Annotated in this window: 24 protein-coding genes and 1 riboswitch; of the genes, 5 read left to right on the top strand and 19 right to left on the bottom strand. The window is 49.9% G+C overall.

Annotated elements, in window-relative coordinates:
- Positions 1–169 precede the first annotated feature (169 nt).
- Entirely contained in the window at positions 170–1,129 is a 960-nt protein-coding gene (locus ACMP1L_RS06170; RefSeq protein WP_373242633.1) for a DUF5688 family protein, read from the top strand.
- On the opposite strand, the gene feoB is transcribed toward ACMP1L_RS06170, so the two are convergent.
- The 3 genes from feoB to uvrB form a co-directional block, all read right to left on the bottom strand.
- Positions 1,126–3,192 (bottom strand): ferrous iron transport protein B, encoded by a 2,067-nt coding sequence (feoB, locus tag ACMP1L_RS06165; RefSeq protein ID WP_418452371.1) that lies wholly within the window; start codon positions 3,190–3,192, stop codon positions 1,126–1,128. The two genes, ACMP1L_RS06170 and feoB, sit on opposite strands and share 4 nt — an antisense overlap.
- Complete coding sequence (locus ACMP1L_RS06160) at positions 3,185–3,430, bottom strand: FeoA family protein (RefSeq protein ID WP_177304587.1); 246 nt, start codon at positions 3,428–3,430, stop codon at positions 3,185–3,187. The genes feoB and ACMP1L_RS06160 overlap by 8 nt, the downstream gene beginning before the upstream one ends.
- A 130-nt stretch (positions 3,431–3,560) precedes the next feature.
- Positions 3,561–5,549 carry an excinuclease ABC subunit UvrB gene (gene uvrB, locus ACMP1L_RS06155; protein ID WP_418452369.1) on the bottom strand — a complete coding sequence of 663 codons (1,989 nt, stop codon included), beginning with the start codon at positions 5,547–5,549 and terminating at the stop codon, positions 3,561–3,563.
- A 327-nt stretch (positions 5,550–5,876) separates the two neighbouring features.
- On the opposite strand from uvrB, the gene ACMP1L_RS06150 reads away from it, so the two are divergent.
- The gene (locus tag ACMP1L_RS06150) at positions 5,877–6,191 is read left to right on the top strand and encodes a hypothetical protein (protein WP_418452367.1); all 315 of its coding nucleotides are present in this window, start codon (positions 5,877–5,879) and stop codon (positions 6,189–6,191) included.
- A gap of 136 nt (positions 6,192–6,327) precedes the next feature.
- Here ACMP1L_RS06150 and ACMP1L_RS06145 read toward each other — a convergent pair whose 3' ends face one another.
- From ACMP1L_RS06145 to ACMP1L_RS06085, 13 genes are all read right to left on the bottom strand, one after another.
- Entirely contained in the window at positions 6,328–7,440 is a 1,113-nt protein-coding gene (locus ACMP1L_RS06145; protein ID WP_118733697.1) for a 5-methyltetrahydropteroyltriglutamate--homocysteine S-methyltransferase, read from the bottom strand.
- A gap of 142 nt (positions 7,441–7,582) precedes the next feature.
- A complete protein-coding gene (locus tag ACMP1L_RS06140) occupies positions 7,583–8,485 on the bottom strand; it encodes a LysR family transcriptional regulator (RefSeq protein ID WP_418452366.1) in 903 nt (300 codons plus the stop codon).
- A gap of 50 nt (positions 8,486–8,535) precedes the next feature.
- A complete protein-coding gene (locus ACMP1L_RS06135) occupies positions 8,536–8,760 on the bottom strand; it encodes a DUF362 domain-containing protein (protein WP_418452364.1) in 225 nt (74 codons plus the stop codon).
- Positions 8,757–9,983, bottom strand: a complete 1,227-nt coding sequence (locus ACMP1L_RS06130) for an AI-2E family transporter (protein ID WP_475544521.1) — start codon at positions 9,981–9,983, stop codon at positions 8,757–8,759. Before ACMP1L_RS06130 ends, ACMP1L_RS06135 begins: the two co-directional genes overlap by 4 nt.
- A complete protein-coding gene (locus ACMP1L_RS06125; RefSeq protein ID WP_418452361.1) occupies positions 9,983–12,604 on the bottom strand; it encodes a cation-translocating P-type ATPase in 2,622 nt (873 codons plus the stop codon). Before ACMP1L_RS06125 ends, ACMP1L_RS06130 begins: the two co-directional genes overlap by 1 nt.
- Before the next feature lie 239 nt (positions 12,605–12,843).
- Positions 12,844–13,737 carry a type IV pilin protein gene (locus ACMP1L_RS06120; RefSeq protein WP_418452359.1) on the bottom strand — a complete coding sequence of 298 codons (894 nt, stop codon included), beginning with the start codon at positions 13,735–13,737 and terminating at the stop codon, positions 12,844–12,846.
- Positions 13,738–13,829: 92 nt separating this feature from the next.
- Positions 13,830–13,961 (bottom strand): hypothetical protein, encoded by a 132-nt coding sequence (locus tag ACMP1L_RS06115; RefSeq protein ID WP_418452358.1) that lies wholly within the window; start codon positions 13,959–13,961, stop codon positions 13,830–13,832.
- 404 nt (positions 13,962–14,365) lie between these two features.
- Entirely contained in the window at positions 14,366–14,872 is a 507-nt protein-coding gene (xdhC, locus tag ACMP1L_RS06110; protein WP_349230486.1) for a xanthine dehydrogenase subunit XdhC, read from the bottom strand.
- On the bottom strand, positions 14,865–15,752 hold the full coding sequence (xdhB, locus tag ACMP1L_RS06105; RefSeq protein ID WP_418452356.1) for a xanthine dehydrogenase subunit XdhB: 888 nt from the start codon (positions 15,750–15,752) through the stop codon (positions 14,865–14,867). Before xdhB ends, xdhC begins: the two co-directional genes overlap by 8 nt.
- Positions 15,753–15,764: 12 nt before the next feature.
- On the bottom strand, positions 15,765–18,050 hold the full coding sequence (gene xdhA, locus ACMP1L_RS06100) for a xanthine dehydrogenase subunit XdhA (RefSeq protein ID WP_418452355.1): 2,286 nt from the start codon (positions 18,048–18,050) through the stop codon (positions 15,765–15,767).
- 45 nt (positions 18,051–18,095) lie between these two features.
- A complete protein-coding gene (locus ACMP1L_RS06095) occupies positions 18,096–18,347 on the bottom strand; it encodes a hypothetical protein (RefSeq protein ID WP_118534444.1) in 252 nt (83 codons plus the stop codon).
- Positions 18,348–18,427: 80 nt separating this feature from the next.
- Positions 18,428–19,705 (bottom strand): amidohydrolase family protein, encoded by a 1,278-nt coding sequence (locus ACMP1L_RS06090; RefSeq protein WP_418452353.1) that lies wholly within the window; start codon positions 19,703–19,705, stop codon positions 18,428–18,430.
- A gap of 140 nt (positions 19,706–19,845) precedes the next feature.
- Positions 19,846–19,942, bottom strand: a riboswitch (purine riboswitch).
- Between the two features lie 175 nt (positions 19,943–20,117).
- Positions 20,118–20,588, bottom strand: a complete 471-nt coding sequence (locus ACMP1L_RS06085; RefSeq protein WP_418452351.1) for a beta C-S lyase family protein — start codon at positions 20,586–20,588, stop codon at positions 20,118–20,120.
- Positions 20,589–20,806: 218 nt separating this feature from the next.
- On the opposite strand from ACMP1L_RS06085, the gene ACMP1L_RS06080 reads away from it, so the two are divergent.
- Entirely contained in the window at positions 20,807–20,956 is a 150-nt protein-coding gene (locus tag ACMP1L_RS06080) for a hypothetical protein (RefSeq protein WP_418452350.1), read from the top strand.
- Positions 20,957–20,984: 28 nt separating this feature from the next.
- Here ACMP1L_RS06080 and ACMP1L_RS06075 read toward each other — a convergent pair whose 3' ends face one another.
- The 3 genes from ACMP1L_RS06075 to ACMP1L_RS06065 all read right to left on the bottom strand — a co-directional run bounded on the left by ACMP1L_RS06075 (position 20,985) and on the right by ACMP1L_RS06065 (position 24,027).
- Positions 20,985–21,665 (bottom strand): potassium channel family protein, encoded by a 681-nt coding sequence (locus tag ACMP1L_RS06075; protein ID WP_177304566.1) that lies wholly within the window; start codon positions 21,663–21,665, stop codon positions 20,985–20,987.
- A gap of 28 nt (positions 21,666–21,693) precedes the next feature.
- Positions 21,694–22,989: a TrkH family potassium uptake protein gene (locus tag ACMP1L_RS06070; RefSeq protein ID WP_418452349.1), complete on the bottom strand. Its 1,296-nt coding sequence runs from the start codon at positions 22,987–22,989 to the stop codon at positions 21,694–21,696.
- Positions 22,990–23,070: 81 nt separating this feature from the next.
- The gene (locus ACMP1L_RS06065) at positions 23,071–24,027 is read right to left on the bottom strand and encodes a LysR family transcriptional regulator (protein ID WP_418452348.1); all 957 of its coding nucleotides are present in this window, start codon (positions 24,025–24,027) and stop codon (positions 23,071–23,073) included.
- A gap of 147 nt (positions 24,028–24,174) precedes the next feature.
- Here ACMP1L_RS06065 and sdaAB point away from each other — a divergent pair, with 147 nt between their 5' ends.
- Both sdaAB and sdaAA read left to right on the top strand, forming a co-directional pair.
- Entirely contained in the window at positions 24,175–24,843 is a 669-nt protein-coding gene (sdaAB, locus tag ACMP1L_RS06060) for an L-serine ammonia-lyase, iron-sulfur-dependent subunit beta (protein ID WP_418452347.1), read from the top strand.
- Between the two features lie 21 nt (positions 24,844–24,864).
- On the top strand, positions 24,865–25,734 hold the full coding sequence (sdaAA, locus tag ACMP1L_RS06055) for an L-serine ammonia-lyase, iron-sulfur-dependent, subunit alpha (protein ID WP_418452346.1): 870 nt from the start codon (positions 24,865–24,867) through the stop codon (positions 25,732–25,734).
- The last annotated feature ends 187 nt before the right edge of the window (positions 25,735–25,921 follow it).

Genomic DNA, 25,921 nt, shown 5'->3' with positions numbered 1-25,921 from the left:
TAATGAAACTACCATTTCCATAATTTCATGATAAATTTCTGTTTTTCCAAACATTCTTTATCATCTGTTTTATTTCCATTTTTGTTACATATTATCTATATTTATATTTCTGCAGTTTTTTTGTGTACCCGTTCGGGAAACCTGCAGAAACAGTCAACGGAGGTATTCTATGGTATACGAAACTTTTCTTGAAACAGTGACCAGTCAGCTTCAGGAGGCTCTGGGTGATTCCTATCAGTTCATGCTCCGGCCTCTCCCTAAAAATAACGGTGTTACCCTGGACGGTCTGACGATCCAGAGTCCTGACTGTTCCGTTGCCCCCACGATCTATCTGAATCCCTATTATGAACAGTATCAGCGCGGCACGGATATTCACGAGATTGTCCACGACATTTTACGTCTCTACCGCGCTACTCCTACTCCATCGTTTCTCCAGACAGATGCTCTGGACCATTTCTCCAAGCTCCGCTCCCGGATCATGTTCCGGCTCATTCACACCGCATCCAATCAGGTGCTCTTAAAGGATCTGCCTCATCTTCCCTATCTTGACCTTTCCATCGTATTTTTTATTTCCCTGGAACGCAATGAGGCCGGTCAGATGACCGCCCTCATTCATCAGGAACATATGAAACGCTGGAATATTTCCGTAAACGATTTATGGGAAGCTGCAAGCCACAACACACCGTTGGAATACCCCGCCGAGATCCAGAGCATGTCAGATCTGCTGCGGGAGATCGCGCGCAAAAACATGGGAGAACATTATGATCCGGAGCTGATCAATAAACTCCTCGAATCCGAAGATGCTGCTCCACTGTATGTGCTCAGCAACAGCAACGGTCTGTACGGAGCCAGCTGTCTCGTCTACAAGAACGTACTGAAGGACTTCGCAGACCACCTTCAGGCAGACTTAATCCTGCTGCCATCCAGCGTCCACGAAGTCCTTCTGACTCCGAATCTTCCGGACACTTCTTATGAAGCGCTCAGTTCCATGGTCACTTCCATCAACCGGCAGGAGGTATCCCCGGAGGAACAGCTTTCCAACCAGGTCTATCTTTTTTCCCGCAAGGACGGAAGCCTGAAAATTGTATCCAACGCACCGGAGCTGGTGGGAACCGCTGTCCTCTCTTAAAGGATATGGCTTCCGATCTGAAAGATCAGAACGGCAAATCCCCAGGCCAGCGCAAGCTGGAACAGAACCATCTGCATCGTGAATCTTAATGACCCGGTTTCACGCCGGATCGTTCCCACTGCAGCCACACACGGGGAATACAGCAGGCAGAACACCAGCAGCGCATAGGCATTTGCCATTCCAAATCCGGCAATTCCCAGTACCCTGGAAAGCTCAGCCATTCCCATCGCAGAGTTAATGTTGCTGATGCCATAGAGCACGGAAAAGCTGGACACCACCACCTCTTTCGCAGACAGGCCGGAAATCAAAGCTACCGCGATCTGCCATGTCCCAAGACCTGCAGGTCTCAGGATCGGAACCAGGAGTCGTCCCAGGGCCGCCGCAAAGCTCCTGGTCACATCCGTTTCATAACCATGAATGCCAAAGTTTAAGACAAACCAGAGCACAATGGATGCCACAAAAATGGTGGTTCCGGCTTTGGTCAGATAATCTTTCACCTTGTCCCACACATAGATGGCCACGGTTCTGGCATTCGGTGTCTTGTATTCCGGAAGCTCGATCAGCAGCGTGTCCTCGTCCTTATTCTTTTCTCGTTTATGCAGGATAAACGCAATGGTAATCGCCACAATGAGTCCGATCACATACAGGGAATAAGCCGCCAGCATAGCATGCTCTTTAAAAAACATCTCCGAAAAAAGTACATAAATCGGAAGTCTTGCAGAGCAGGACATGAACGGTGTAATGAGAATGGTGCGGCGGCGGTCCCGCTCGGTTGCCAGCGCACGGGATGCCATGACCGCCGGAACCGTACAGCCAAAGCCCAGAAGCATCGGCAGAAAAGCCTTTCCGGAGAGCCCCACACGGCCCATGATCTCATTCATAACATAGGCAACTCTGGCCATGTATCCGCTGTCTTCCAGGAACGCCAGAGCCAGAAACAGGATAAAGATGTTAGGCAGGAAGGTTAAAATGCCGCCTACACCTGCTACAATTCCGTCTACTACCAGGGAAATCAGCCAGTCAGATGCCTGCACATGCTGCATAGCCACAAGCACCGCTCCGGAAAGCCATTCCAGGCCGGTTTCAAAGTATCCCTTCAGAAAATCTCCCACCGTGAACGTCAGGAAAAAGACCAGCGCCATAATTCCGAGAAAGATCGGTACACCAAACACCGGATGGGTAAGCCAGGAATCGATGCGGTCTGTAGATGCTGATTTTTCCTCGCGTCCCATCATGCATTCGTCCATGACTTCCTCTATATAATTATACTTCTCATTGATGATATCTTTTTCGTAGTTTTTTTCCGCAATATGACTGATATCCACCGGATGGTCTTTCATCACTTCCGGGTCCTGCTCCAGAAGCTTAACCGCATGCCAGCGCATATTTTCCATTTCGCCGTATTTTGCCCTCAGGATCACCTCGATCTGGCTGATCTTTTCTTCCAGTGCATCATCATAACGCACCACAACGCCCTGCGGTCCCTCTTCGTAATGATGGACCACCGCGTGCATCAGCACATCCAGTCCGGTACGCTTTCTTGCGGAAACCGGGACCACCGGAATACCTCCCAGCATTTCCGGCAGACGGTGCAGGTCAATCTCCATTCCCCGCTCTTCTACAATATCCATCATATTCAGTGCCAGGATGACCGGTTTTTTCAGCTCCAGCAGCTGCAGGGTCAGATACAGATTTCGTTCCAGGGAAGATGCATCAACTACGTTAATGATCACATCCACCTCACCGTCCTCAATGCAGCGCCTTGTCACGATTTCCTCGATGGTATAGGAAGTCAGGCTGTAGATGCCCGGAAGGTCAATCACCTTGATGGAACGGCCTTTATAGCTGGTATGCCCCTCCACACGTTCCACCGTAACCCCGGGCCAGTTTGCGACTTTTAAATTGGCTCCGGTAAATGCATTGAACAGGGTTGTTTTTCCGCAGTTCGGGTTACCGACAAAGCCAACCCGTATTTCACGAAGATTCTGTCCGGTCTGCTTCTTTTCCGTCTTCAGTCCGGCCGGTCTTTGCTTCTGCTCCGTCTGTATTCTGTCCTCAGCCATGGTTCTCCACCTCCATCTCTGAAATTTCAATGCCGTCACTGATGCGTTTGCCCACAGCCAGTCTGGTTCCGCGTACCTTAAAGATCACAGAACCGCTTCCTTTTTTATTTAAAAGAGTTACCGGAGTCATGCTGTTGACTCCAAGAGCCTCCAGACGTCTGGTAATAGTCTCGTTTACGGCCACGCCTTCCACACGATAGGTGTGACCTATGATGCCCTCATTTAATTTCATAAATATTCTCCTTCTGCTTAGCAGTTCGTAGCTTATGTAAAAAAAATATACCCTTATTGATAATTTTTGTCAATAAGGGTATATTTTTATCGGAATATTTTTCAAAAACTGCAGACATTGCCTGTAAACGGTAAACTCAGGCTTCCAGATCCAGCAGTGCCTTCTTCACCTCCAGCATCCGGTCACGCAGCACGGCTGCCTCCTCGAAATTTAACTCCGCAGCTGCCTGATGCATCTTCTTCTGGATTTCCTTTACCAGCTTGTTCAGTTCCTTTGCGCTCATGGATTCCAGATCTTTTTCATCTGCGGAAGGTGCTTTCTCTGCCGCCCTGGAAATTGCGATCAGGTCACGCACGGCCTTTTTAATGGTAGTCGGCGTGATGCCATGTTCCTCATTGTAGACCTGCTGGAGCTGGCGGCGTCGGCTGGTCTCATCAATGGCCGCCCGCATGGAATCGGTGACGGTGTCTGCATACATGATCACATGACCCTCAGCATTTCGTGCTGCACGGCCAATCGTCTGGATCAGGGAAGTTTCCGAACGAAGGAAACCTTCCTTATCTGCGTCCAGAATGGCTACCAGCGTGATCTCCGGAATATCCAGACCTTCTCGCAGAAGGTTGATACCCACCAGAACATCAAATACATCCAGCCGCATGTCGCGGATGATTTCCGCCCGCTCCAGCGTATCAATATCAGAATGCAGGTACTTAACCCGGATGCCAAGCTCCTTCATATAATCTGTCAGATCCTCAGCCATCCGCTTGGTCAGGGTAGTGATCAGCACTTTATGATGGGCTGACGTTTCTTTATTGACCTCGCTCACCAGATCATCAATCTGACCCTCTACCGGCCGGACAAAAATCTCCGGATCCAGAAGCCCTGTCGGGCGGATGATCTGTTCTGTCCGCATAAGCTCATGCTCTGCCTCATAAGGGCCAGGCGTTGCGGATACAAACATCATCTGATCGATCTTACTCTCAAATTCCGTAAAGTTTAACGGCCGGTTATCCAGCGCAGAAGGAAGCCGGAAGCCGTAATCCACCAGCGTGGTCTTGCGGGAGCGGTCACCCGCATACATGCCGCGTACCTGCGGCAGCGTGATATGGGACTCATCCACGATGATCAGAAAATCATCCGGGAAATAGTCGATCAGCGTCCACGGCGGCTCTCCGGGCTTTCCGAAGTTTAAGTGGCGGGAATAATTCTCAATGCCGGAACAAAAGCCAGTCTCCCGCATCATCTCCACATCAAAGTTGGTACGCTCGGAAATACGCTGCGCCTCCAGCAGCTTATCTTCACTCTTAAAAAAAGTCACCCGCTCCTTTAGCTCTTCCAGAATATTTTCTGTGGCAAGCTGCATCTTCTCCTTCGGCACGACATAATGAGAAGCCGGAAAAATAGCAATGTGATTCAACTGCAGCTTTGCCTCGCCGGTCAGCGTGTCAATCTCCATTATGCGGTCAATCTCGTCTCCGAAAAACTCCACCCGGTAAGCCACACTGTCAGAATAGGCCGGAAAGATCTCCAGGACATCTCCCCGCACCCGGAAGGTACCGCGGTGAAAGTCCATGTCATTGCGGGCATACTGAATATCGATCAGCTTGTGAATCACCTCATCCCGGTCTTTCTCCATGCCCGGACGAAGAGAAATGACCATCTCCTGATAGTCGATCGGAGAGCCCAGACCATAAATGCAGGAAACCGAAGCCACTATGATCACATCCTTCCGCTCGGAAAGAGCTGCCGTAGCGGAGTGGCGAAGCTTATCAATCTCGTCATTAATGGCGGAATCTTTCTCAATATAGGTGTCCGTGGAGGGCACATAGGCCTCCGGCTGGTAATAATCATAATAGCTGACAAAATATTCTACGGCATTTTCCGGAAAAAATTCCTTCATCTCCCCATAAAGCTGTGCCGCCAGCGTTTTGTTGTGGGCAATGATCAGAGTAGGCTTGTTCAATGCCTGAATGACATTGGCCATGGTAAAAGTCTTACCGGAACCGGTAACTCCAAGCAGCGTCTCAAACTGATTGCCCTCCCGGAAGCCCTCCACAAGTTCGGCAATGGCCTGGGGCTGGTCACCGGTTGGGGCGTATTCAGATACTAGTTTAAAATGGTCCATAATGATTCCTCCGAAATCATAGCTACAGGTAATAAATAGGACATTGACCGAAACGGCCTTCCTCAACCTACTATAGCACATGGGCAATAAAAAGTATAGCATTTGCGAACGCATGTTCTTCCTAATATTGTATATCTATTTTCAAAACACCATCTGTACCTCTTCATTTCTGTGACATTGTCTGGAAATACAAAACAATTTCCATTTTCCTTAATAATTTGATAAGATTTTTCATTTTTTTTTATTTTTTAAACACAATTTGGTCACATTTTCCCTTTATAGTATGTGTTTGTTCGAGAGGAATCCCGGACAGAGGAGGAAAAAATTATGATGAAGAAAGTATTTAACAAATCCATGATCGCTGTTGTAGCTGCTGCTATGGTAGCTATGGGAATCACCGCTTGCGGCGGTACCAAAGAGGAAACCACTGCTGCAGAGACTACTGTAGCTGAGACCACTGTTGAAGAGACTACCGTTGAGGAGTCCACCGAGGCTGAGGAATCTTCCGAGGAAGCAAAAGAAGAGTCTGTTGAGTCCGAGGAGGCATCTGAGGCTGAGGAGTCTTCCGAGGAGGCTGAAGAGTCTTCTGACGAGGCTGAGTCCACTGAGGAAGCAGCTGAGGAGACTACTGCTGCAAACTAATCTGCAGACAGCATCATCTTTCACATAAGAAAATACCGAATGAACACAAAAACCGGCAGACCAGTTTTCGCGACTGACCTGCCGATTTTGTGTTTTATGCAGACATGACATTTTATCTGCTATATGCTGTTACTTCTTACCCCCACACTTCCTCTGCAATCTCTTTTACCAGTTTCAATTTTGCCCACTGCTCTTCCACGGTCAGCTTGTTGCCGATCTCGCAGGAAGCGAATCCGCACTGCGGGCTTAAGTACAGACGGTCTAACGGTACATACTTTGCCGCCTCATGGATGCGCGCGATCACAGCGTTCTTATCCTCCAGCTTCGGGGATTTTGTTGTGATCAGGCCCAGAACAACCTTTTTATCTTCGGAAGCATGCTTCAGGCACTCAAATCCGCCGGAACGCGCATCGTCAAACTCCAGATACAGGGCATTGACGTTTTCCTTTCCAAATACCAGCTCCGCAATCTTGTCATAAGCACCAGTGCAGGCCCAGGTAGAATGGAAGTTTCCGCGGCAGATGTGGGTGTTGATGACCAGATTCTCCGGCTGTCCCTCGATCACCAGGTTGTTGATTTCCAGGAATTCCTTCTGCAGTTTTTCCAGTCCTGCATCATCGGTTCCAAAGAACATTCTTGCCTTCGGGTCCACAAAGCAGCCCCAGGTACAGTCATCCAGCTGGATGTTTCTGCAGCCTGCCGCATAGAGATCCGCGATGACTTTTCTATATCCGGCTACCAGATCTGCAATAAGTTCCTCATCATTCGGATAAATCTTTCTGGTATCCTCAATGTTCATCGGCATTACCAGCTGCTCGAAAAACTGGGCCGGTGCCGGGATGGTCTGCTTTGCTACGGTATTCTCATCCTCCAGTGCCTTCACAAATTTGTAATGCTCCACAAATGGATGATGTCCCACAGAAATCTTTCCGGTCAGGAAGGTATCATCAATCTTGGCTGCCTCATCGTGAAACGGCAGTCCTTCTTCGGTGGCGCTGTGACCCACACCGTTGAATCCCCACATGAAATCCAGGTGCCAGGTAGCGCGGCGGAACTCACCGTCGGTGATCACATGGTAACCAGCTTTCTTCTGCTTCTCCACCAGGTCGGTGATGGCTGCGTCTTCTGCCTTCTTTAATTCTTCTGCGGTGATGGTTCCTGTCTCATACTCAGCGCGTGCCTTCTTTAACTGCTCCGGTCTTAAAAAGCTTCCTACATAATCATAACGAAACGGGGTATTTTTGCTCATGTTGTTGTCTCCTTATCTGATGCTGTGCGCAGCCATTCCATGCTTCTCTGGCCGCCCCTGTCATATCTGCTATTCATGGCTCTTATGATACCCGCATTTTCATTCCCTGTAAAATATCGAAAAAAAGCGGTTTGCCATAGTTTTAGTCTATCGCGAACCGCTTCAGTGCTTCTATATAATGAGCAGCAAATTTCCCCGGCACCACCTGTTTATGCGTGATATATCCGATTTCCATATAATCATCTGCCTCCAGCGGCACCGCTACAATGTCCCTGCCATTCAGGGTTTCATTGATCACACCGCTGCAGATGGTGTAGCCATTTAAGCCGATCAGCAGGTTAAACAAGGTTGCCCGGTCACAGACCCGGATGTCTTTCCGGCTCTCCAGCGTGCTTAAAATCTCCTCTGAAAAATAAAAAGCATTGTGATCTCCCTGTTCATAAGAAAGCCGCGGATACGGCTCCAGATCCTGCAGGGTGATTTTCTTCCGCTTTGCCAGCGGATTTCCCGATCCGACAAACACATGGGGCTTTGCCCGAAACAGCCGTTCAAATTTCAGATTATGTTCCTTGAAGGTTTTTCGCAGAACATTCTCGTTGAACTGGTTTAAATAGAGCACCCCAATCTCACTTTTCAGCTTTGCCACATCCTCAATGATCTCATAGGTCTGGGTCTCCCGGATCCGGAAATCGTAAGTCTCACCTCCGTAAGTCTTCAGCAGCTCCACAAAGGCCTCCACCGCAAAGGAATAATGCTGGGTAGAGACACAAAACTGATGACGCACCGGGGCCACACCGGAATAACGTTCCTCCATAAGGCTTGTCTGGGTGATGACCTGTCTGGCATAACCGAGAAATTCCTCCCCCTCGGAAGTCAGCAGAATTCCCTTGTTGGTCCTCTGGAAGATGGTAATGCCAAACTCATGCTCCAGTTCCCGGATAGCTGCCGTCAGACTGGGCTGGGAAATATACAGCTTCTCCGCCGCCCTGCTGATGGTCCCGGCATTCGCGGTCTCTACGATGTATTTTAATTGTGTCAGTGTCATATGTGCTTTCTCTTTCGTACGCTGTATGGTTTCATTACTTCGTCATCTTGTCATATCTGCGGATCAAAATCCATATGGATGGCCACCGCCCCGATCGGACAGATCTCATAACAGATTCCGCAGCCATCGCAAAAACGTAAATCGATCCGGTAATGTCCCTGGCGCGGCACCAGAGCATGAAGCGGGCATTTTTGAGCGCATCGCCCACAGCGGGTACAGGTGTCCAAAATATAGTATCCTGCTTTTTCCTTATGGGATTCCATTTTGTTTGTCATTTCGCTGCTCCTTCCTGCAATTTCTTTTCCGCAGCCATCCATTCCTGCGCGGTATATTCTTCCACCGCTGTCGTTGTCACCCGTTTTATATGCTTTTCCTTCAGGCGCAGATACACAACTTCCCTGAAAACAGTATAACAAACGGAGACAAGCGGAATAAAGATGAGCATCCCCGCAATTCCCATAAGATTTCCGCCGATGGTAACTGCAGCAAGGACCCAGATGGACGGAAGTCCGACGGAACCTCCGACCACATGCGGATAGATCAGATTCCCTTCAATCTGCTGAAGCAGCAGAAATACAAGAATAAACAGCATTGCCTGCTTCGGACTTACCATAAAAATCAGGAAACAGCCCAATGCGCATCCGATAAACGCGCCAAAGATTGGGATCAATGCCGTAAAGGCGATCAGGATTCCGATCAGCAGTGCATAGGGCATTTTCAAAATGCTTAACGTGACGGCAAACATGCTTCCGAGGATCACAGCCTCTAAGCACTGTCCTGTAAGGAAATTGGCAAATGTCCGATAAATCAGGGAACAGATTTTAAGGAGTGCATTTGCTTTCTGTTTGGAAAGAAACGCAAAACATACCTTTCTTATCTGTATGTGCAATTGTTCTTTCTGAAAAAGAATATAGCAGGCAAAGGAAAATGCAATGAAAAAGGTGGCAAGTCCGCTGACGATCGAGCTCACTGCTGACATGGTCGTGCTCATCATATTCCCCGCTCCGCTGCCAAGAATGCTGATTCCCCACTGAATGGCCTGATCTGGCTGAAACTGGATCTGATTTACATAATTCATAATACTCTGGTTATTATGTGAAAAATCCCGAATCCAGCTTTGCATCTGCGGAATAAAATCGGCAATGCTCATCATTAGTGTTCCCATAGTCCGGGTGAGCTGCGGGATCACGCCAAACATCACCAGTACCACGACACCGACAGCCAGTATCATGGTCAGAAGAAGGCTTACCGGTCTGGCAAGCTTTTTGTTTTTTTTCTTTCCGGCTTTGATCTTCCCAAAGATCATCTTTTCCAGAAAGCTCATCGGCACGTTGATGACAAAAGCAATTGCGCCTCCCAGTGCAAAGGGGAATATGATTCCCCATATTGTTTTCAGCACATCGATCACAACTTCAAATTTCCACAACGCAGCTGCCAGCAGTGCTGTGAAAATGATCAGTTCCCGAATTTTTTTCATAGATAGCTTACTGAAATCCATTATCTTTCTCCACTTTTTCCTAATTTTGTGCGAATCCACTTCAGCAACTGAATGATCGGAAGACTGGCAAAGGCATACAGATATACGCAGCCGAGCTGTACCGGATCGAGGGTCTCCACCTGAAATACATGATGAAGGCCGGGAACGGTCAATACTGCGGTGATCAGTACTGCGCCGAGCACAAAGGCTCCCTGCAGCCATGGATTGTTAAAGAACCGATTTGTAAAGATAACCGGATGATCCGACTTACAGTTAAATCCATGGAACAGGCGTGCCAGACAAAGTGTTCCGAACGCATACGTACTGCCAAGCAGCGCGCCGTCCTGGTGATATCCTGTCAAAAATGCGATCATTGTCATCGCACCGATCACAAAGCCCTCCAGACCGATTTTGCCGAGGAAATCCTTTGTCAGTATCGATTCGTCCGCAGATCTTGGTTTCTCATTCATCACATCACTGTCAGAAGGCTCCACGCCAAGTGCGATGGCCGGAAGGCTATCTGTCAGAAGATTAATAAATAACAGGTGTACCGGTGCAAACGGAACCGGAAGTCCTGCGACCGATGCATACAGAACCGCTAAAATTGCTCCAAAATTTCCCGACAAAAGGAACTGGATCGCATACTGAATGTTTCGATATAAATTTCGTCCATTTTCTACTGCTTTTACAATGGTGGCAAAATTGTCATCGGTAAGCACCATGGCGGCAGCATCTTTTGCCACCTCGGTCCCGGTGATTCCCATTGCAACACCGATGTCCGCCTGCTTCAACGCCGGAGCATCATTCACACCGTCTCCGGTCATTGCAACGATCATTCCTCTTTCCTGCCATGCGCGGACGATACGGATTTTATGCTCCGGGGAAACCCTTGCATACACAGATATATCCGGGACAAAATCCTTCAGCTCTTCATCACTCATTTTTTCGATATCCGCACCCTCGCAGGCTTCCGATAAATCATGCAGGATTCCAATTCTTTTTGCTATGGCGGCTGCCGTAATTTTATGATCTCCTGTAATCATGACCGGCCGGATTCCTGCTTTGATGCATTCTGCGACGGCGGCCTTTGATTCTTCTCTCGGCGGATCCATCATGGCAATGAGGCCGAGAAATACGAGATGAGCCTCATCCTTTGCTGTTAATACATGCTCCTTTGGAATTTCGCGATAGGTGAATGCCAGTACACGCAGGCCTTCCATTGAAAAATCACGGTTCTGCTGCTGTATGGTTTCTTTATCTGCTTCTGTGATTTCGCGGATTCCGTCTTTTGTCCAAATCCGTTCCGTCAGCTCCAGCAGACGGTCGACTGCTCCTTTTACGATCATCCGGTTTTCACCGTTTATCCTGTGAAGTGTTGACATCATCTTGCGGTCACTGTCAAACGGAAGCTCTCCTTCCCTCGGATAGCGGTTTCGTACGCTTGCGGACTCGATTCCGTACCGGCTTCCCAAATTGATCAATGCAGTTTCTGTCGGATCCCCGATCTCTACTCCGTTTTCATTCGTCGAATCATTACATAAAATACTGCACTCCAGAAGATAGTTCTGTGCCGGATCTGCTATGTCAATCTCTGCTGCCGGGATCCGTTTTCCTTCTACATAGTAATCCTCAACCGTCATTTTATTCTGTGTCAGTGTTCCTGTTTTATCCGAGCAGATAACGGAAACACTTCCAAGACCTTCCACTGCCTGCAGTTTTCGGATGATCGCATGCTCCTTTGCCATCTTCTGTGTTCCGAAAGAAAGGACAATGGTTACGATCGAGCTTAACGCTTCCGGAATTGCCGCAACCGCCAGTGCTACGGCAAACATGAATGCACTGCTGATCTTTTCACCGCGAAATACGTTGATCGCAAATAACATCCCGCAGAATACCAGGATCAAAACGGATAATTTCTTTCCAAACTCTTCCAGGCTCACCTGTAACGGAGTCTGCTTTTCGGAAGTTGACTTCAAAAGTCCTGCAATCTTTCCAACCTCCGTCTGCATTCCTATGTCCGTTACTACCGCCTTTCCGCGTCCATATGTCACAAAGCTGCCAGAAAAGAGCATATTGGTCCGATCTCCCAGCGGAGCCTCTGCCAAAATAGCCTCTAAGCTCTTTTCGACCGCAAGGCTCTCTCCGGTAAGAGCACTCTCATCAACCTTAAGACTTGCATTTTCAATCAGCCTTGCGTCCGCCGGGATCATGTCGCCTGCTTCCACCAGGATCACGTCTCCAACCACCAGCTCTCTTGCCGGAAGCTGGATCGTGGAACCATCACGCAGTACCTTGGCCTGCGGTCCTGCAAGCTTCTTTAAGCTCTGCAGAGACTGCTCCGCTTTTATGGTCTGCACAGTGCCCAGGATCGCATTGATCGTGATCACGATCAAGATCACGGCCGCGCTTTCCTCATCGCCAAGCATACCGGATATAATGGCCGATGCAATTAAGATCAGTACCAGAAAATCCTTATACTGTTCCAGGAAAATCTGCGGGATACTTTTCTTTTTCCCCTCTGCAAGTTCATTCCAGCCACACCTTTCCCGGGATTTTCCGGCCTGCTCACTGGTGAGGCCTGTCTCTCTGCTTTCCACACGGTCCAGAACCTCTTTCACCGTTTGCTGATAAAATTCTTTCATCACTTCTGCCTCCTCTGTCTAAGCATTTATCAACTGTATTTCTTATGCAATGAAGGTTTTTCAATAAAAAAGAGACCTTTATTGCACAATAATAATGCAATAAAAGTCTCACCGTTTCTTTGTGACACCGGATGCTTCCATCGTACTGACGACATCACAAACGCAGATTACCAGCGTAGGTTACTCCCCTTTATTAAATTCATCATATACCAAAAACCGTGCGGATGTCAAGATGCTTTTTAATAGGTTCCATCCGCCAGCAGCTTCTGATATGCATTGTAGGCATCTTCCAGACTGTCATATTTTTGGCCGGATGTATAAGGGGAAAAGTCTGCAATATGATCCGCAATTGCAACATACGTCTTTCCGTCCTTCTTTCTTGCAGCTGTTGTCGTTTCAGAAATATAAAAACCGCCATCTGCTTTGCTGACTATGACCGGAATTTTTTTCCCTGCACCAACCTGATCGGTATCCATAGACGTCCAGAACAAATACCGATTGGATGCTTTTTTCGGACTTCCCATATAGGCCCATGTTCCGGTTCCCAGCAGACTGCTGCTGCCTTCCTTCCGGATTTCCTCATTAACTCTCGTCAGCATATCAGACTTCGGACACTTAGAATCTATTTCAAAATAAGTCTTATTCTGTTTTATCAGCTCATTCAGTATATCGGTTTTATCGAGTGCTCCATGCAGATTATCGTTATAGGGAAAAGAGATCGGTGTATCATTTCCGCCTGCTCCGCTCCATATTACCTTCATTCCGAAACCCGGAATGTATGACAGCGTACATTCTCCATTCTCAACAGGGATCCCGATCCAGTGCTCCGTATCACCCTCGTTCCTGGAATGCGTGATCCCGGCAACCGTTACGGGGTCATAGGCATCCCAGTTATCCCGTTTCTGTTTTAATTTCACTGTCCTTGAATAATTTGCTGTATCCTCAGTCATCACAGCCGTCATTACTTCCGAGTAAGCGGAGCGCACATTGGCGAGATCAACCGTCTCACGGCTTTTCTCCAGATGTCCTGCAAAAACAGGCATGGATATCGCCACAAGAACTCCAATGACCGCAACGACGATCAAAAGCTCCGCAAGCGTAAAGCCGTTGTTCCCAGTCTTTTGTTTTTTCATGATTTTACGCTCTCCTTATGCCATTCTTTCGTACCGTTTTATTGTACTGCATTCTTTTTCGTTTGGCAATGATTGAGAGCTTTCCTGATTGTTCAGATTACGGAACATATTTTTCCATACATCTTAGGACGTCTGTCCCGGAACAGTCCCCAGGAAAGACGGTCTTCCATCAGCCGGTCCAGATCAAAGTCTGCTGTGATAAAGCTCTCTTCCGCTCTTCCCATGGTTGCCTGTATTTCCCCGCAGCCGTCCCTGAAATTGGTATAAAAAAACAGGTGACGGCATATTCCATCACCTGCTGTATCTGTTTTTGTCTTTAAATGTCTCTGTCCCTTTGACAGGCAGAAAAACGGTGACCTTAATCCCCAGTTTTCTGCTCTGCTTTTGCCAGAAGCTCTTATTGACCGTTTCACAAGTGACGTGCCTTTTGCACTGATAACATACGCATGTCGCGTATCGACTTATAAAATTTGGGCTCTTAACCCAATCAATAATGTGCTTTCCCACTTTCGGCTTCTGACCTGCCTGTCCGTCTGGGCTTAACTCAATATCTGAGTGGTCACGTATTTTAAATCAGCATAATCTTTATGACCTGTCAAGAAATTTTCTCAATTCTTTTTATTCTATCTTACACCTCGTCTGCTTCCGCATCCTTTCCAAGCCGTCTCAGCATGGTCTTCTTCACTGCCCGGAAGATATTCTCGTATCCTGTGCAGCGGCACAGATGGCCGGACAGGAGCTTGCGGATCTCGTCATCGGAATATTCCTTTCCGGACTGCAAGAGCTCCGTGGCGCTCATGATAAAGCCCGGGGTGCAGAATCCGCACTGGACAGCGGCCTCATCAATGAAGGCCTGCTGGATGTCAGACATCTCGCCGTTCGGTCCCGCAAGACCTTCCAGGGTCAGGATTTCCTTGCCCTCGGCCCACACAGCCAGGTAAATGCAGGAATTGAAGCACTCGCCGTCGATCAGGACGTTGCAGGCTCCGCACTCTCCTACCTCACAGCCCTTCTTGACGCTGGTAAGGCGGAAATCATCCCGCAGCACATCGGTTAAGGATGCGCGCACATCGATCATTTTTTCTACTTTCTTTCCGTTGATGGTGCAGGAAAGCAGCTTATACTGTTTACTCATGGACTTCACCTCCAGCCAGACGGATGGATTCGCACAGGGCGCGCTCTGCCAGTACCGTCGCGATATGTTCACGGAAATCTTTCGCAGCCCGCCAGCTGTCCCGCGGATTGATGTCCTCAAGAACTGCCTGGGCAAACTCTTTGACTGCCACTCTGCCCGTCTCCTTTCCGCGGATCTTTGCTTCCGCAGAAGGGGCACGCATCGGTACCGGGCCGGCTACGCCATAAGCAATCCGGGCATCCAGAATTGTTTTTTTATCTTCGGAAAGCTTTACATTCACAGAGCATCCGGTAGTGGCGATATCCATGGCGTTACGCATTGCATACTTGATATAATGCCCGAAATAGCCTTCATAAGCTTCCTTCGGAATGATGATCGCAGTCTGCAGCTCGCCCGGTCTCAAATCCACCTTGCCTGCCTTGATGTAAAAATCGTGGATCGGGAGCCGGCGTACTCCTTCCGGTCCGGTGATCTCCACGATCGCATCCCATGCATGGAGGGTTGAGGCAGAGTCAGCGGAAGTCACGCCGTTGCAGGTGTTTCCTCCGATGGTACCGATGTTGCGGATCTGGGGGCCGCCCACCATGTCTACTGCCTCGCCGAGTACGTTGATATATTTCTGGATGATCGGATCCTTGGTAATATGGGAAAAGCTGGTCAGGGAGCCGATGCGGATGGCACCGTCCTCCTCAAAGGATACGCCTCGCATGGCGTCGATCCCGTAAATGCTGACAAGCTCTTTTCCTGCGCGTTTTCCCTCGCGCATCTGCACCAGCACATCACTGCCTCCGGCAATGATCTGCGCTTCCGGATGTTCCATCAGGAGCGCTACTGCGTGCTCTACACTCTCCGCTTCGTAAAGCGCCTTTAAATCATACATAATGTAACCTCCTTAGAACAAACCTTCTTCTTTAAACCGTTTAAACAGAATGTGCGGGTTCACCGGCGCGTCATTGACTGCCACTCCGGTGGCCTGATAAACCGCGTTGCGGATGGCCGGAGCAACCGGACAGGTCGGCGGCTCACCCAGGGATTTTGTTCCGAAGGCACTGGTCGGCTCCGGATTTTCCACGAAGTAAGCACGCAGTCTCGGATGATCCATAAAGGTGGACAGCTTGTAGTCCAGCAGGTTATTATTTAACGCACGGCCGGTCTTCGGATCAAACAGCAGCTTCTCGGACAGGCCGAAGCCGATGCCCATGCTCATGCCGCCGTGTACCTGCGCCTCAGCCAGGGCCGGATTGATCAGGGTTCCGACATCATGCACGTTTACAATGTCAAGCAGCTTTACCTTGCACATCGGGATGTCTACCTCTACCTCCGCAAAACAACATCCGAAGGAGTAGGCGTTGGACTTGATCTGGGCGGTACTCTCTGCGGTGATGTGCTGGCTGTGGGTTACGCTGTACAGAGCCTCAGTAGCCAGCTCACCCACGCTCATCAGCACGCGTCCGTCGGTCACGCGGACAACGTTGCCCTCCACAAGATCCAGATTGTACGGAGGCATACGGGTCAGCTCATGGGCATAGTTCAAAATGCGCTCTTTCAGCAGCAGTCCGGTCTGGCGGATGGAGAAGCCTGCGGTGTAAGTCTGACGGGACGCGTAAGCGCCGGTGCCAAACGGGGTCACATCGGTATCCTGGCAGGAAACCACATGCACCTGATCCAGGCGGAGGCCTACAACATCCGCTGCCATCTGGGTATAGGCAGTGTCAGCACCCTGACCGATCTCTGTCTCACCCAGCTGTACCTGCAGGGAACCATCCTGATTCAATACCATACGGCAGGAAGAGGTTTCCAGGGAGATCGGCCATACTGCCGTGTTGTACCAGAATACGGACATGCCGATACCGCGGCGGATATCGCCGGTCTGATTCTGGTATTCCTTATATTTACGCTCGTAATCCATAGCTGCCATGCCCTTGTCCATACACTGGTTAAAGGTATCGCTGTACAGCTCATTCTTGGAAAATTCATCCTTAAAGCCAACCGGCATCAGGTTCTTTCTGCGGAATGCGATCGGGTCCATGCCGATCTTTGCCGCAACATCATCGGTGTGGCATTCAACAGCCCACATAGCCTGCGGAATACCGTATCCACGCATGGCTCCGGCAGCCGGCTTATTGGTAAATATCGTATAGCCATCTGCCTCAATATTGTCACACGGGTAAAGCTGCGGGAATGCACCAACACCCTTTGCACAGATGCTGTGTCCGTGGGATGCGTACGCTCCCTGGTCGGAGAATGCCTCCAGCTTTCTTGCCGCAAAGGTTCCGTCCGGACGAACCCAGGATACGATATGGCTGCGGATCGCATGGCGTACACGGTTGGAAACGAAGGTTTCCTCCCGCGGCACATCCAGCTTAACCAGATGACCGCCCAGGTTCATGCAGACCCATGCGCAAAGCGGCTCATACAGAACGTCCTGCTTGTTGCCGAAGCCGCCGCCGATGTAAGGCTTGATAATCTGCACACGGCCCCAGTCAATTCCCAGTGCCTGTCCCACCACGCGGCGGACAATGTGCGGGATCTGGGTGGAGCTGAGCATACGGATGCGCTCGCCCTCCATCTGTGCAGTACAGATAAAGTTCTCGATATGGCAGTGCTGCACGGTCGGCGTGCTGTACCAGCCCTCTACCTTGATAAGGCCCGGCTCCCTGATGGCTTCCTCATAATTACCCTTGCGGATCGTGGTGTGCTTTAACACATTGCCCGGATAATTTTCATGGATCTGCGGAGCATCCTCCTTCATGGCATCCTGCACATCCATAACGAACGGATACTCCTCATACTCTACTTTGATGGCCCGCAGTGCCTGGGCTGCTGCCACCTCATCCTCTGCTACAACTGCACCGATGTCATCGCCGTAGAAGCGGACACGGTCTGTCATGATCAGACGGTCTGCCACGTCCTGATGAGACGGGTCCGTAGACCACGGATGGCCTGCAGTCGGAAAATAGTGCTTTTCCTTCAGATCGAAGCAGGTGAAGATTTTTACGACTCCCGGAATCTTCTCCGCCTCAGATGTATCAATTGAAATAACCCGCCCATTCGCGATCGTGGAATGCAATACACGAATGATGTATGCGCTCTTGTCGCACAGATCATCGGTATAACGGGTTCTGCCCATTGCTTTATCATGAGCATCTACACGTGTTACCTTCTTTCCTACATACATTTGCTTACCCCTCCATTTGAAATCCTTCTTTTGTTCAGGCGCGCCTTACGATCTGCCTTCGATACACTGTTCTATTGCCATCTGGCTGCGGGTCTGTTTCAGGCTGCAAGTGTTGTCAGCGCGACCACGCTGCCCCGGTACTGCCGCATTCCGGCAAAGCTCTCCTGCCTGAATAAAAGTTTGTCCCGCCGCCACTTCCATAGTGAACATGTAATTTTTATCTTTTTCTGTACAATTCTGAAACAACAATTCCATCGCACTGCGTTTTGCCATTGGCAATTTCTGAAAAATATCCACGGGCACATCCTCCTATAGCATCATTGTAACCGCATTGTCTGCCGGAAAGAAAGGTCACATGACTTCTTTCTCAATAAAAATTATAAGATTTTCCGGCCTGCCACATATTTTCCGGCCACCTCCCGCTCATCACCGAGATAAATGACACGCTCCAGTCGCTGCTTTACCTCAAGTGACTGCGGATGCTCCAGCCTTGTGTCATCCAGAATTACCGCATCAAACTCATACCCCGGCTCAAAGCTTCCAACCTTACCAAAGAAGGCTCCGCCTCCCTTAGAAGCCAGATAAAAAACCTCCTCAACCGTAAGCGCTTTTAAGCCCTGGTCACTCAGGCGCCAGCGGAGCTTGCTTGCCTGAATGGCATGGCGCATGGCCGCAAACAGGTTCTCCGTCGTACCTCCTGCCACATCACTGCCGAGTCCCATCGGAATCTGCTCATCTAAATACCGGCGTACCGGCGCGATACCGGAAGAAAGGTTGGTATTGGACTCCGGACAATGGGCAATAAAAACTCCATTCTCCTTCATCCTGCGGATTTCCGCTTCACCGGAGTAAACACAATGAGCCATGATGGTGCGGCATTTCCCGCCAAACATGCCGAAATGGTCGTAGGCATCTCCGTAAAATTCTGCCCACGGACAGAGCTCCTGTACCCAGGCAATCTCTCCCAGATTCTCCGATAAATGAGACTGCACCGGAAGCCCGGTTTCTTTCTGGATATCATGCAAAAGCTCCATTAATTCGTCACTGCAGCTTGGCGTAAACCGCGGAGTCAGGATTGGCTGCACATGCTCATAATGCCGTTCTGCGACTGCCCGGATCCATTCCCTGGTTGCCTTTGCAGATTCCTCTGCCGAAGCCTCCCGCAGATAGTCCGGACTGTTGCGGTCCATATTCACCTTGCCCACCATCGCCGCAATTCCTGCCTCTTCCAGCCGGTCCATCAGAAGAAGGGTTGCTTCGTTGTGAATGGTGGCAAACACACAGGCTCTTGTGGTAGCGCCGTGTGTTAAATTCTTTACAAAAATATCATATGCCTTCTTTGCGTACTCCGGATCCCGGTACTTGCTCTCCTCCGGAAAGGTGTTGGTATTCAGCCAGTCCAGAAGCTCCAGATCCATGCCTAGTCCCCGGAACGAATACTGCGGTGCATGAACGTGAAGATCCGTAAGCCCGGGGATGATGATCCGGTCTCCCATATCTTCTACCGGAATGCCGCAAAACTGTTGGGGAAGTTCCGGATAGATTCCCTGCACCCTTCCGTCCGCACAGACCAGATACTGATGCTCAAGGATTTCCATTGTTCCGATTTTTTTTGTGTATACAAGATTGCCTCTCAGGGCAAAGGTCTGTTTCATATTTATTCATCCTTTCCTATATGTTCCTTATCCCCATACATTGTACTGAAAACAAAAAAGAGAATTCCGCGCTCATGCGAAATTCTCTGCTGGTTTTTTCTTTCCGGAGCAGCACACAGTCGCATGAAACTCCCGGGGTTCCCCGGTTCATGTAACTATGTAGTCAACTCTTTACGGCAGTTGGTAGAAACTCTGGACCCATCTCCAGAATATACATATCGTCACCTGTTTTATGAAGTTGTTGTTATTATAGACTTTGGAATATGGAAAGTATACGGACAAAGCTTCTCAAAAAGCCGGCATATTTTCGGCACTATTACCGATTTTTGCATATCATATGTCCTTTTTCCATACAATTTTAACATCTTGTTTCAAAAAAGTCAAATGTCCTTTTCTATTTTATTCTGGATTTTCAGTTCCATCTGACATGCACATCAAGCGCAGCTTTCAGCTGCTCCATTGCCTTCACGACCGTGGCTCGCGGACAGGCGAGATTGAAACGCTCAAACTGTGCTGTTTCCGTTCCGAATACCTTGCCAGAGTCCAGCCACAGCTTTGCCTCCTCTACCATCAGATGCTCGAGCTCTTCATCGGTGAAGCCATAGCCGGAAAAATCTACCCAGGTCAGATAGGTACCCTCCGGCTCCACAAAATGCGCCTTCGGGAAGTTCTCCTTCACAAATGTGCGCATATATTCCATGTTTCCGGTCAGATACTCCAAAAGCTCATCCACCCACCGCGCGCCTTTGGTATACACGGTTTTCACGGCAACCTGCCCCATAATGTTTCCCTGACTGTAGCCCGCTGCCGCATTTGCTTTCCGGTAAGCTTTCCGGAGCTTCTGGTTCTGGATGATGATGTTTGCCGGCTGAAATCCTGCCACGTTAAAGGTTTTGCTTGGTGAAGTATACAGCACCAGGCTGTCCTGGTATTTCGCGTCCAGAGTCCGGAAGCTGGTAAAATGACTTCCCGGAACGGATAATATACCGGCTGCTGGATGAGGATCGCATCGCCCTCCTTTGTAAATGCCTTTACGCCGGTGGCAAGGCCGTATACCACGCCGCAGCCCACTGTCACCGTTTCCCGATCTACATGGTAGCCATGACGCGTGAAGAACCAGTGATCCAGCGCATCAAAGTATTCCTGGTCCGGATCCGTGTAGCCAAAAATCCCATGATCGATCCGCGACCGGAAGTCCGCGAGGATCTCCTCCTAAAGCTGAAAATCCATATCTGCCACCCACAGCGGTAAGAGATCATCACGTCCTTTGCGCTCTGCCTTATGCTTTTCCATTCCATTCACTGAGCTTGTTTAAAGCCTCCTTGCTTCCGGAAATATAGGCAATATCACCTTTCTTAAACGCATAATCCGGTGTAATGGTCTCGATCAGCTTTCCATCATTCTCCACCGCAATGATGTTGACACCAAACCGTCCGCGCAGATTGGCCTCCACCACGGTTTTTCCTACGCTGCGCTCCGGCATGATCATCTTGGAGATATTCAGTTTTTCACTCAGCTGGATAAAGTCCAGCATGCGGACTGCCTCCAGCCGGTGTGCCAGACGCACTGCCATGTCGCGCTCCGGGTAAACCACCTGGGCCCCGATCTTTTCCAGAATTTCCCCATGCTCCATACTGGAGGCCTTGGAGATGACAGTCGGTATCCCAAGGCTCACCAAATTCAGTGTAGTCAGGATGGAGATATCCAGCTGTTCACCGATGCAGACCACCGCCACATCGCAGTTCTGCACACCGGTTTCCGACAGTGTCTTTTTATCCAGCGCATGCACTACGTAAGCATTTTCCGTATACTCCCGCAGTTCCCGCACCTTTTCTTCTTCTTTATCCAGTACCACAAGCTCTGCTCCCGCCGCTGCCAGCTCCAGAGCCAGCGCATGTCCGAAACGGCCAAGACCAACGATTCCGTAAGTGTTTTTTTCATTACTCTTCTTTTTGAACATTGCTTTCCTCCATGCCCTTTTCCAATTTTTATCCAATCGCGATATTTCCTTCCGGATAGCTTACCCGCTCACCCTTGGTAAAATACCAGAGGGAGGCGATCGTCAGCGGTCCCAGCCTTCCAATAAACATGATCAGAATGGTCAGGATTTTTGCCGCATCGCAAAGTCCCGCAGAAATTCCGGTCGAAAGTCCGGCAGTACCAAAGGCACTGCTCATTTCAAACAGCGCATCCAGAAACGGTACGCCCGGCTCTAAAATCACCAGAATATAAGTTCCGGACAGCACAATACCGATGGCCAGCAGTGTGATCACTGCCGCCTTGCGGAACGCGTCAGCCGGGACCGCATAGCGGAATGCCTTCTCCGATGTATTTGTTGCTGAAGAACGGATTCCCTCAAACAGCACATAACAGGTCGTAGTCTTGATACCACCTCCAGTAGAACCCGGAGAAGCGCCGATCACCATCAGCACAATGACCGTCAGAAGTCCTGCGCCGGAAAAAGATCCCAGCGGAAATGTAGAAAATCCGGCGGTTCTTGCGGATACACTGGTAAAGAAAGCTCCCATCCAGGTAATATCCTCTGTCAGCTTTAAAAGCACTGTGCCGGCTGCCGTCAGCACCAGGCTCATAAACAGCACCACCTTGGCGTGCATGGAAAGCTTTTTCCATCGGAACCGTTTTGCAATGACCTCACGGATCACCAAAAAGCCGATGCCGCCAAAAATAACCAGGGCGCAGGTCACCACATTCAAAAGTACATCATCCTGGTACGGAATCAGGTTCTGACCGCCGCCCAGAATGTCAAATCCGGAGTTATTGAAGGAAGCCACCGAATGAAACAGGCTGACTCCGGCCGCCTTTAACGGTGGAAAGTTTTTTCGAAATACCAGAAAGCTCAATGCTGCTCCGGCCAGTTCGAATGTAACCGTAGTCAGAAATACCAGCCGGATAAAACGGATCACGCCCTTTCCGGAATCCAGATTGCCAGCCTCCCGGATCAGGTTTCTGGCCTTCAGGTTGATCTTCTTTCCCATGGCCAGGATCACACCGGTTCCCACCGCTGTCACCCCAAGACCGCCGACCTGGATCAGCATACCCAGAAAGAACTGGCCAAGCGGCGTAAACGTATCCCCTGCATCTACCGTGAGAAGTCCTGTTACACACACCGCACTGGTAGACATATAAAGGGCATCAATGTAACGCAGCGTAACTCCGTCCCGTATGCTGCAGGGCAGACTTAAAAGCACCGATCCGATCAGGATCACCAGCGCAAAGCCCAGCGAAATAATCCGCACCGGGGACTGTTTCTTTAGAAAATTCATAGCTTCGCCTTTCTGTCAGATAAATTTACAAATTAACATTGATTATACCATAACCGTTTTGTTTATGGGATTAATTTTTCATCAATGGTTTTCTTCCTCGGACGCAAAGATGATGAACTGCTCCATTTCCCGCGTTCTGAACTTATTTTTGTGGTAAAAGATCTGACGGTACATGGATATTTCCACGTCATCCACCTCCACAGCAGCAAGTGTTCCCTCCCAGATCTGCTTCTGCACCGCAAACAGCGGGAGAAACGAAAGACCGCGGCTCTGCTCCAGCATCTGGATGATAAAGGCTGTATCACTGATTTCCAGAACCGGAGACAGGCAGCAGCGGCAGGAGGCAAGGTGCTGGTCCAGTGCCTGGCGGTAATTTGCATTTTTCTCTGTTAAAAAAAATGGTTCCTGTAAAATCTGGTCCAATGTTATCTGCCGAACCGATATTTCTTCCTGCCCAACTGTTTTTGTGCTCCATTTCACTGTGCCGTTCTTCTCGCATTCTGCGTATTTTTGTGCCCAGAATGCCGGGGATGCCACAAATACGACCGGCTCTGCCACTTCCATGGCCTTCACCCAGCTTTCACTCCACCGGGGCGCATCCAAAATATAAATGATATCCAGCTGATCGTGCTCCATCATGCGAATCAGCTCTTCCGGGGTTCCCACCGTGATCTGAAGCTTTACCTGTGGATGATGTTCCCGGAACCGGCTCACAATAGCCGGAAATTTGGCCGCACACAGTGATTCGATCGTGCCGATATGAAGCGGATTTTTCAGTTCCTCATCCTCATGCATGGACAGACGGGTACGGTTTACCTCGTAAAGGATCGTGTTCGCATGCATCAAAAATTTCTGTCCCTGCGGTGTCAATACCACCTGCTTTCCCATCCGGTCAAACAGGCGCGTTCCAAGCTCCTTCTCGAGCATGCGGATCTGGACCGTCACCGCCGACTGTGAATAACCAAGCTGAACTGCCGCCCTGGAAAAGCTCTGAAGCTGTGCAGCCTGAATAAAGGTATGAAGCTGGCGAAATTCCATAAAACGCCTCCCTATGATTGAATTATTTTCAATATACTCATGAAAACTATGAATTTGATTCATTTATGTTACCATGATATAATGCACCTGCGAAGACGTCAACCGCTTACCACAAATTCATCATCAAAGAAACTCAGGAGGCTTAACATGTCATTTATCAGTGTTTTCGATGTGCTCGGACCAAACATGATCGGCCCGTCCAGTTCCCACACGGCAGGCGCGGCCCGCATCGGTTTTCTGGCTCAGAAAATGATCGGCGGAAACGTTGTCCGGGCTGATTTTACGCTTTATGGTTCCTTCGCCAAAACCTATCACGGTCACGGAACCGACCGGGCGCTCCTCGGCGGCATCATGGGATTTTCCACCGACGATATGCGCATCCGTAATTCCTTCGAGATTGCGCAGGAAACCGGCCTGGCTTATACCTTCACCCCGAATGAGACCGAAATCGAGATACATCCGAACACTGTGGATATCTCCATAACCAATAAAAACGGCCAGACCATGAGCATCCGCGGCGAATCCTTAGGCGGCGGCAAGGTCCGCATCGTTCGCATCAATGGCGTAAAGGTAGACTTTACCGGAGAGTACAGTGCCATTATCGTGGTACAGCAGGACAAACCTGGCGTTGTTGCCCACATCACCAAAGTTTTAAGCGACCGCGGCGTCAACATCGCGTTCATGCGCCTGTTCCGCGAAGCAAAAGGACACACCGCTTACACGATCGTAGAATCCGATGGAAAGCTTCCGGAGGATGTAACAGAGAACCTGAAAGACAATGTCAACGTACGCGACGTCATGGTCGTACAGATTTAAAGAAAGGGAGGACAACAGACAATGGATTTTAAAAACGCGAAAGAACTTTTAGAATTATGTCAGAAGCAGAATCTCCCGATTTCTGAGATCATGCTCCAGAGAGAAATGACTGAAGGCGAGATGCCGGAAGAGGAAGCCAGAAGCCGCATGGCGCGTGCTCTTGCAATTATGAAGGAATCCGCGCATACTCCGATTCAGACTCCGGTTCGCTCCATGGGCGGCCTCATCGGCGGCGAAGCTGAAAAGCTGGCTTCCCACCAGGCAGCCGGTCGCGGTATCTGCGGCGATGTGCTGGAAAAGGCCATCACCTACGCGATAGCTGTTCTGGAAACCAACGCTTCCATGGGCCTCATCGTGGCTGCTCCGACCGCCGGTTCCGCCGGTGTGGTCCCGGGTATGCTGCTGGCACTGCAGGAATGTCACAGTTTTTCTGATAATGACCTCATCAAAGTCCTGTTCAATGCCGGCGCCATCGGCTACCTGGCTATGAGAAACGCGACCGTAGCCGGTGCCGTGGGCGGCTGTCAGGCCGAGGTCGGCATTGCATCTGCCATGGCGGCTTCCGCCGCCGTAGAGCTCTTCGGCGGAAGCCCGAAGCAGTGCCTCGATGCAGCCACCATCGTGCTCATGAATATGCTGGGTCTTGTCTGCGACCCGGTCGGCGGCCTGGTCGAGTACCCATGCCAGAACCGCAACGCTGCCGGTGTGGCAAACGCACTCATCGCAGCGGAGATGGCTCTTGCAGGTCTCTCCCAGCTCATCCCGTTTGATGAAATGTTAGAGACCATGTACACCGTAGGCAAACGCCTTCCGGCGGAACTGCGCGAAACCGCCATGGGAGGATGTGCCATCGCACCATCTGCCTGCGCCGCATGCCATATGTGCAGCTAGAAAATTGCAATTATAGGACGGAACGAATAAAGGTCCGGAAGAGAAAGAGACCGCCTTCCTCTATTTTCACATATCGTTGTTTGCTTGCTCTCACAACACGCGTTCGCCTGCATCGGACTACATCCGCTGCATTCGTACACGTGTGTTCAAGATGCAAACACCTGATATGCTGAAAATCCCGGAAAGC

Origin of the sequence: Ventrimonas sp. (assembly GCF_048380235.1) — a bacterium.
In the GTDB taxonomy this organism is placed as follows: domain Bacteria; phylum Bacillota; class Clostridia; order Lachnospirales; family Lachnospiraceae; genus Brotaphodocola.
Note: the sequence above shows the minus strand (reverse complement) of the source record. Positions and strands in the feature narration are given on the sequence as shown.

Excerpts from the sequence above, each read along its gene's own strand:
- ACMP1L_RS06170 (WP_373242633.1), top strand. The coding sequence starts at position 170 with ATGGTATACGAAACTTTTCTTGAAACAGTGACCAGTCAGCTTCAGGAG.
- feoB (WP_418452371.1), bottom strand. The coding sequence starts at position 3,192 with ATGGCTGAGGACAGAATACAGACGGAGCAGAAGCAAAGACCGGCCGGA.
- uvrB (WP_418452369.1), bottom strand. The coding sequence starts at position 5,549 with ATGGACCATTTTAAACTAGTATCTGAATACGCCCCAACCGGTGACCAG.
- ACMP1L_RS06150 (WP_418452367.1), top strand. The coding sequence starts at position 5,877 with ATGATGAAGAAAGTATTTAACAAATCCATGATCGCTGTTGTAGCTGCT.
- ACMP1L_RS06145 (WP_118733697.1), bottom strand. The coding sequence starts at position 7,440 with ATGAGCAAAAATACCCCGTTTCGTTATGATTATGTAGGAAGCTTTTTA.
- ACMP1L_RS06140 (WP_418452366.1), bottom strand. The coding sequence starts at position 8,485 with ATGACACTGACACAATTAAAATACATCGTAGAGACCGCGAATGCCGGG.
- ACMP1L_RS06135 (WP_418452364.1), bottom strand. The coding sequence starts at position 8,760 with ATGACAAACAAAATGGAATCCCATAAGGAAAAAGCAGGATACTATATT.
- ACMP1L_RS06130 (WP_475544521.1), bottom strand. The coding sequence starts at position 9,983 with ATGGATTTCAGTAAGCTATCTATGAAAAAAATTCGGGAACTGATCATT.
- ACMP1L_RS06125 (WP_418452361.1), bottom strand. The coding sequence starts at position 12,604 with ATGAAAGAATTTTATCAGCAAACGGTGAAAGAGGTTCTGGACCGTGTG.
- ACMP1L_RS06120 (WP_418452359.1), bottom strand. The coding sequence starts at position 13,737 with ATGAAAAAACAAAAGACTGGGAACAACGGCTTTACGCTTGCGGAGCTT.
- ACMP1L_RS06115 (WP_418452358.1), bottom strand. The coding sequence starts at position 13,961 with ATGGGAAGAGCGGAAGAGAGCTTTATCACAGCAGACTTTGATCTGGAC.
- xdhC (WP_349230486.1), bottom strand. The coding sequence starts at position 14,872 with ATGAGTAAACAGTATAAGCTGCTTTCCTGCACCATCAACGGAAAGAAA.
- xdhB (WP_418452356.1), bottom strand. The coding sequence starts at position 15,752 with ATGTATGATTTAAAGGCGCTTTACGAAGCGGAGAGTGTAGAGCACGCA.
- xdhA (WP_418452355.1), bottom strand. The coding sequence starts at position 18,050 with ATGTATGTAGGAAAGAAGGTAACACGTGTAGATGCTCATGATAAAGCA.
- ACMP1L_RS06090 (WP_418452353.1), bottom strand. The coding sequence starts at position 19,705 with ATGAAACAGACCTTTGCCCTGAGAGGCAATCTTGTATACACAAAAAAA.
- ACMP1L_RS06080 (WP_418452350.1), top strand. The coding sequence starts at position 20,807 with ATGACGCGTGAAGAACCAGTGATCCAGCGCATCAAAGTATTCCTGGTC.
- ACMP1L_RS06075 (WP_177304566.1), bottom strand. The coding sequence starts at position 21,665 with ATGTTCAAAAAGAAGAGTAATGAAAAAAACACTTACGGAATCGTTGGT.
- ACMP1L_RS06070 (WP_418452349.1), bottom strand. The coding sequence starts at position 22,989 with ATGAATTTTCTAAAGAAACAGTCCCCGGTGCGGATTATTTCGCTGGGC.
- ACMP1L_RS06065 (WP_418452348.1), bottom strand. The coding sequence starts at position 24,027 with ATGGAATTTCGCCAGCTTCATACCTTTATTCAGGCTGCACAGCTTCAG.
- sdaAB (WP_418452347.1), top strand. The coding sequence starts at position 24,175 with ATGTCATTTATCAGTGTTTTCGATGTGCTCGGACCAAACATGATCGGC.
- sdaAA (WP_418452346.1), top strand. The coding sequence starts at position 24,865 with ATGGATTTTAAAAACGCGAAAGAACTTTTAGAATTATGTCAGAAGCAG.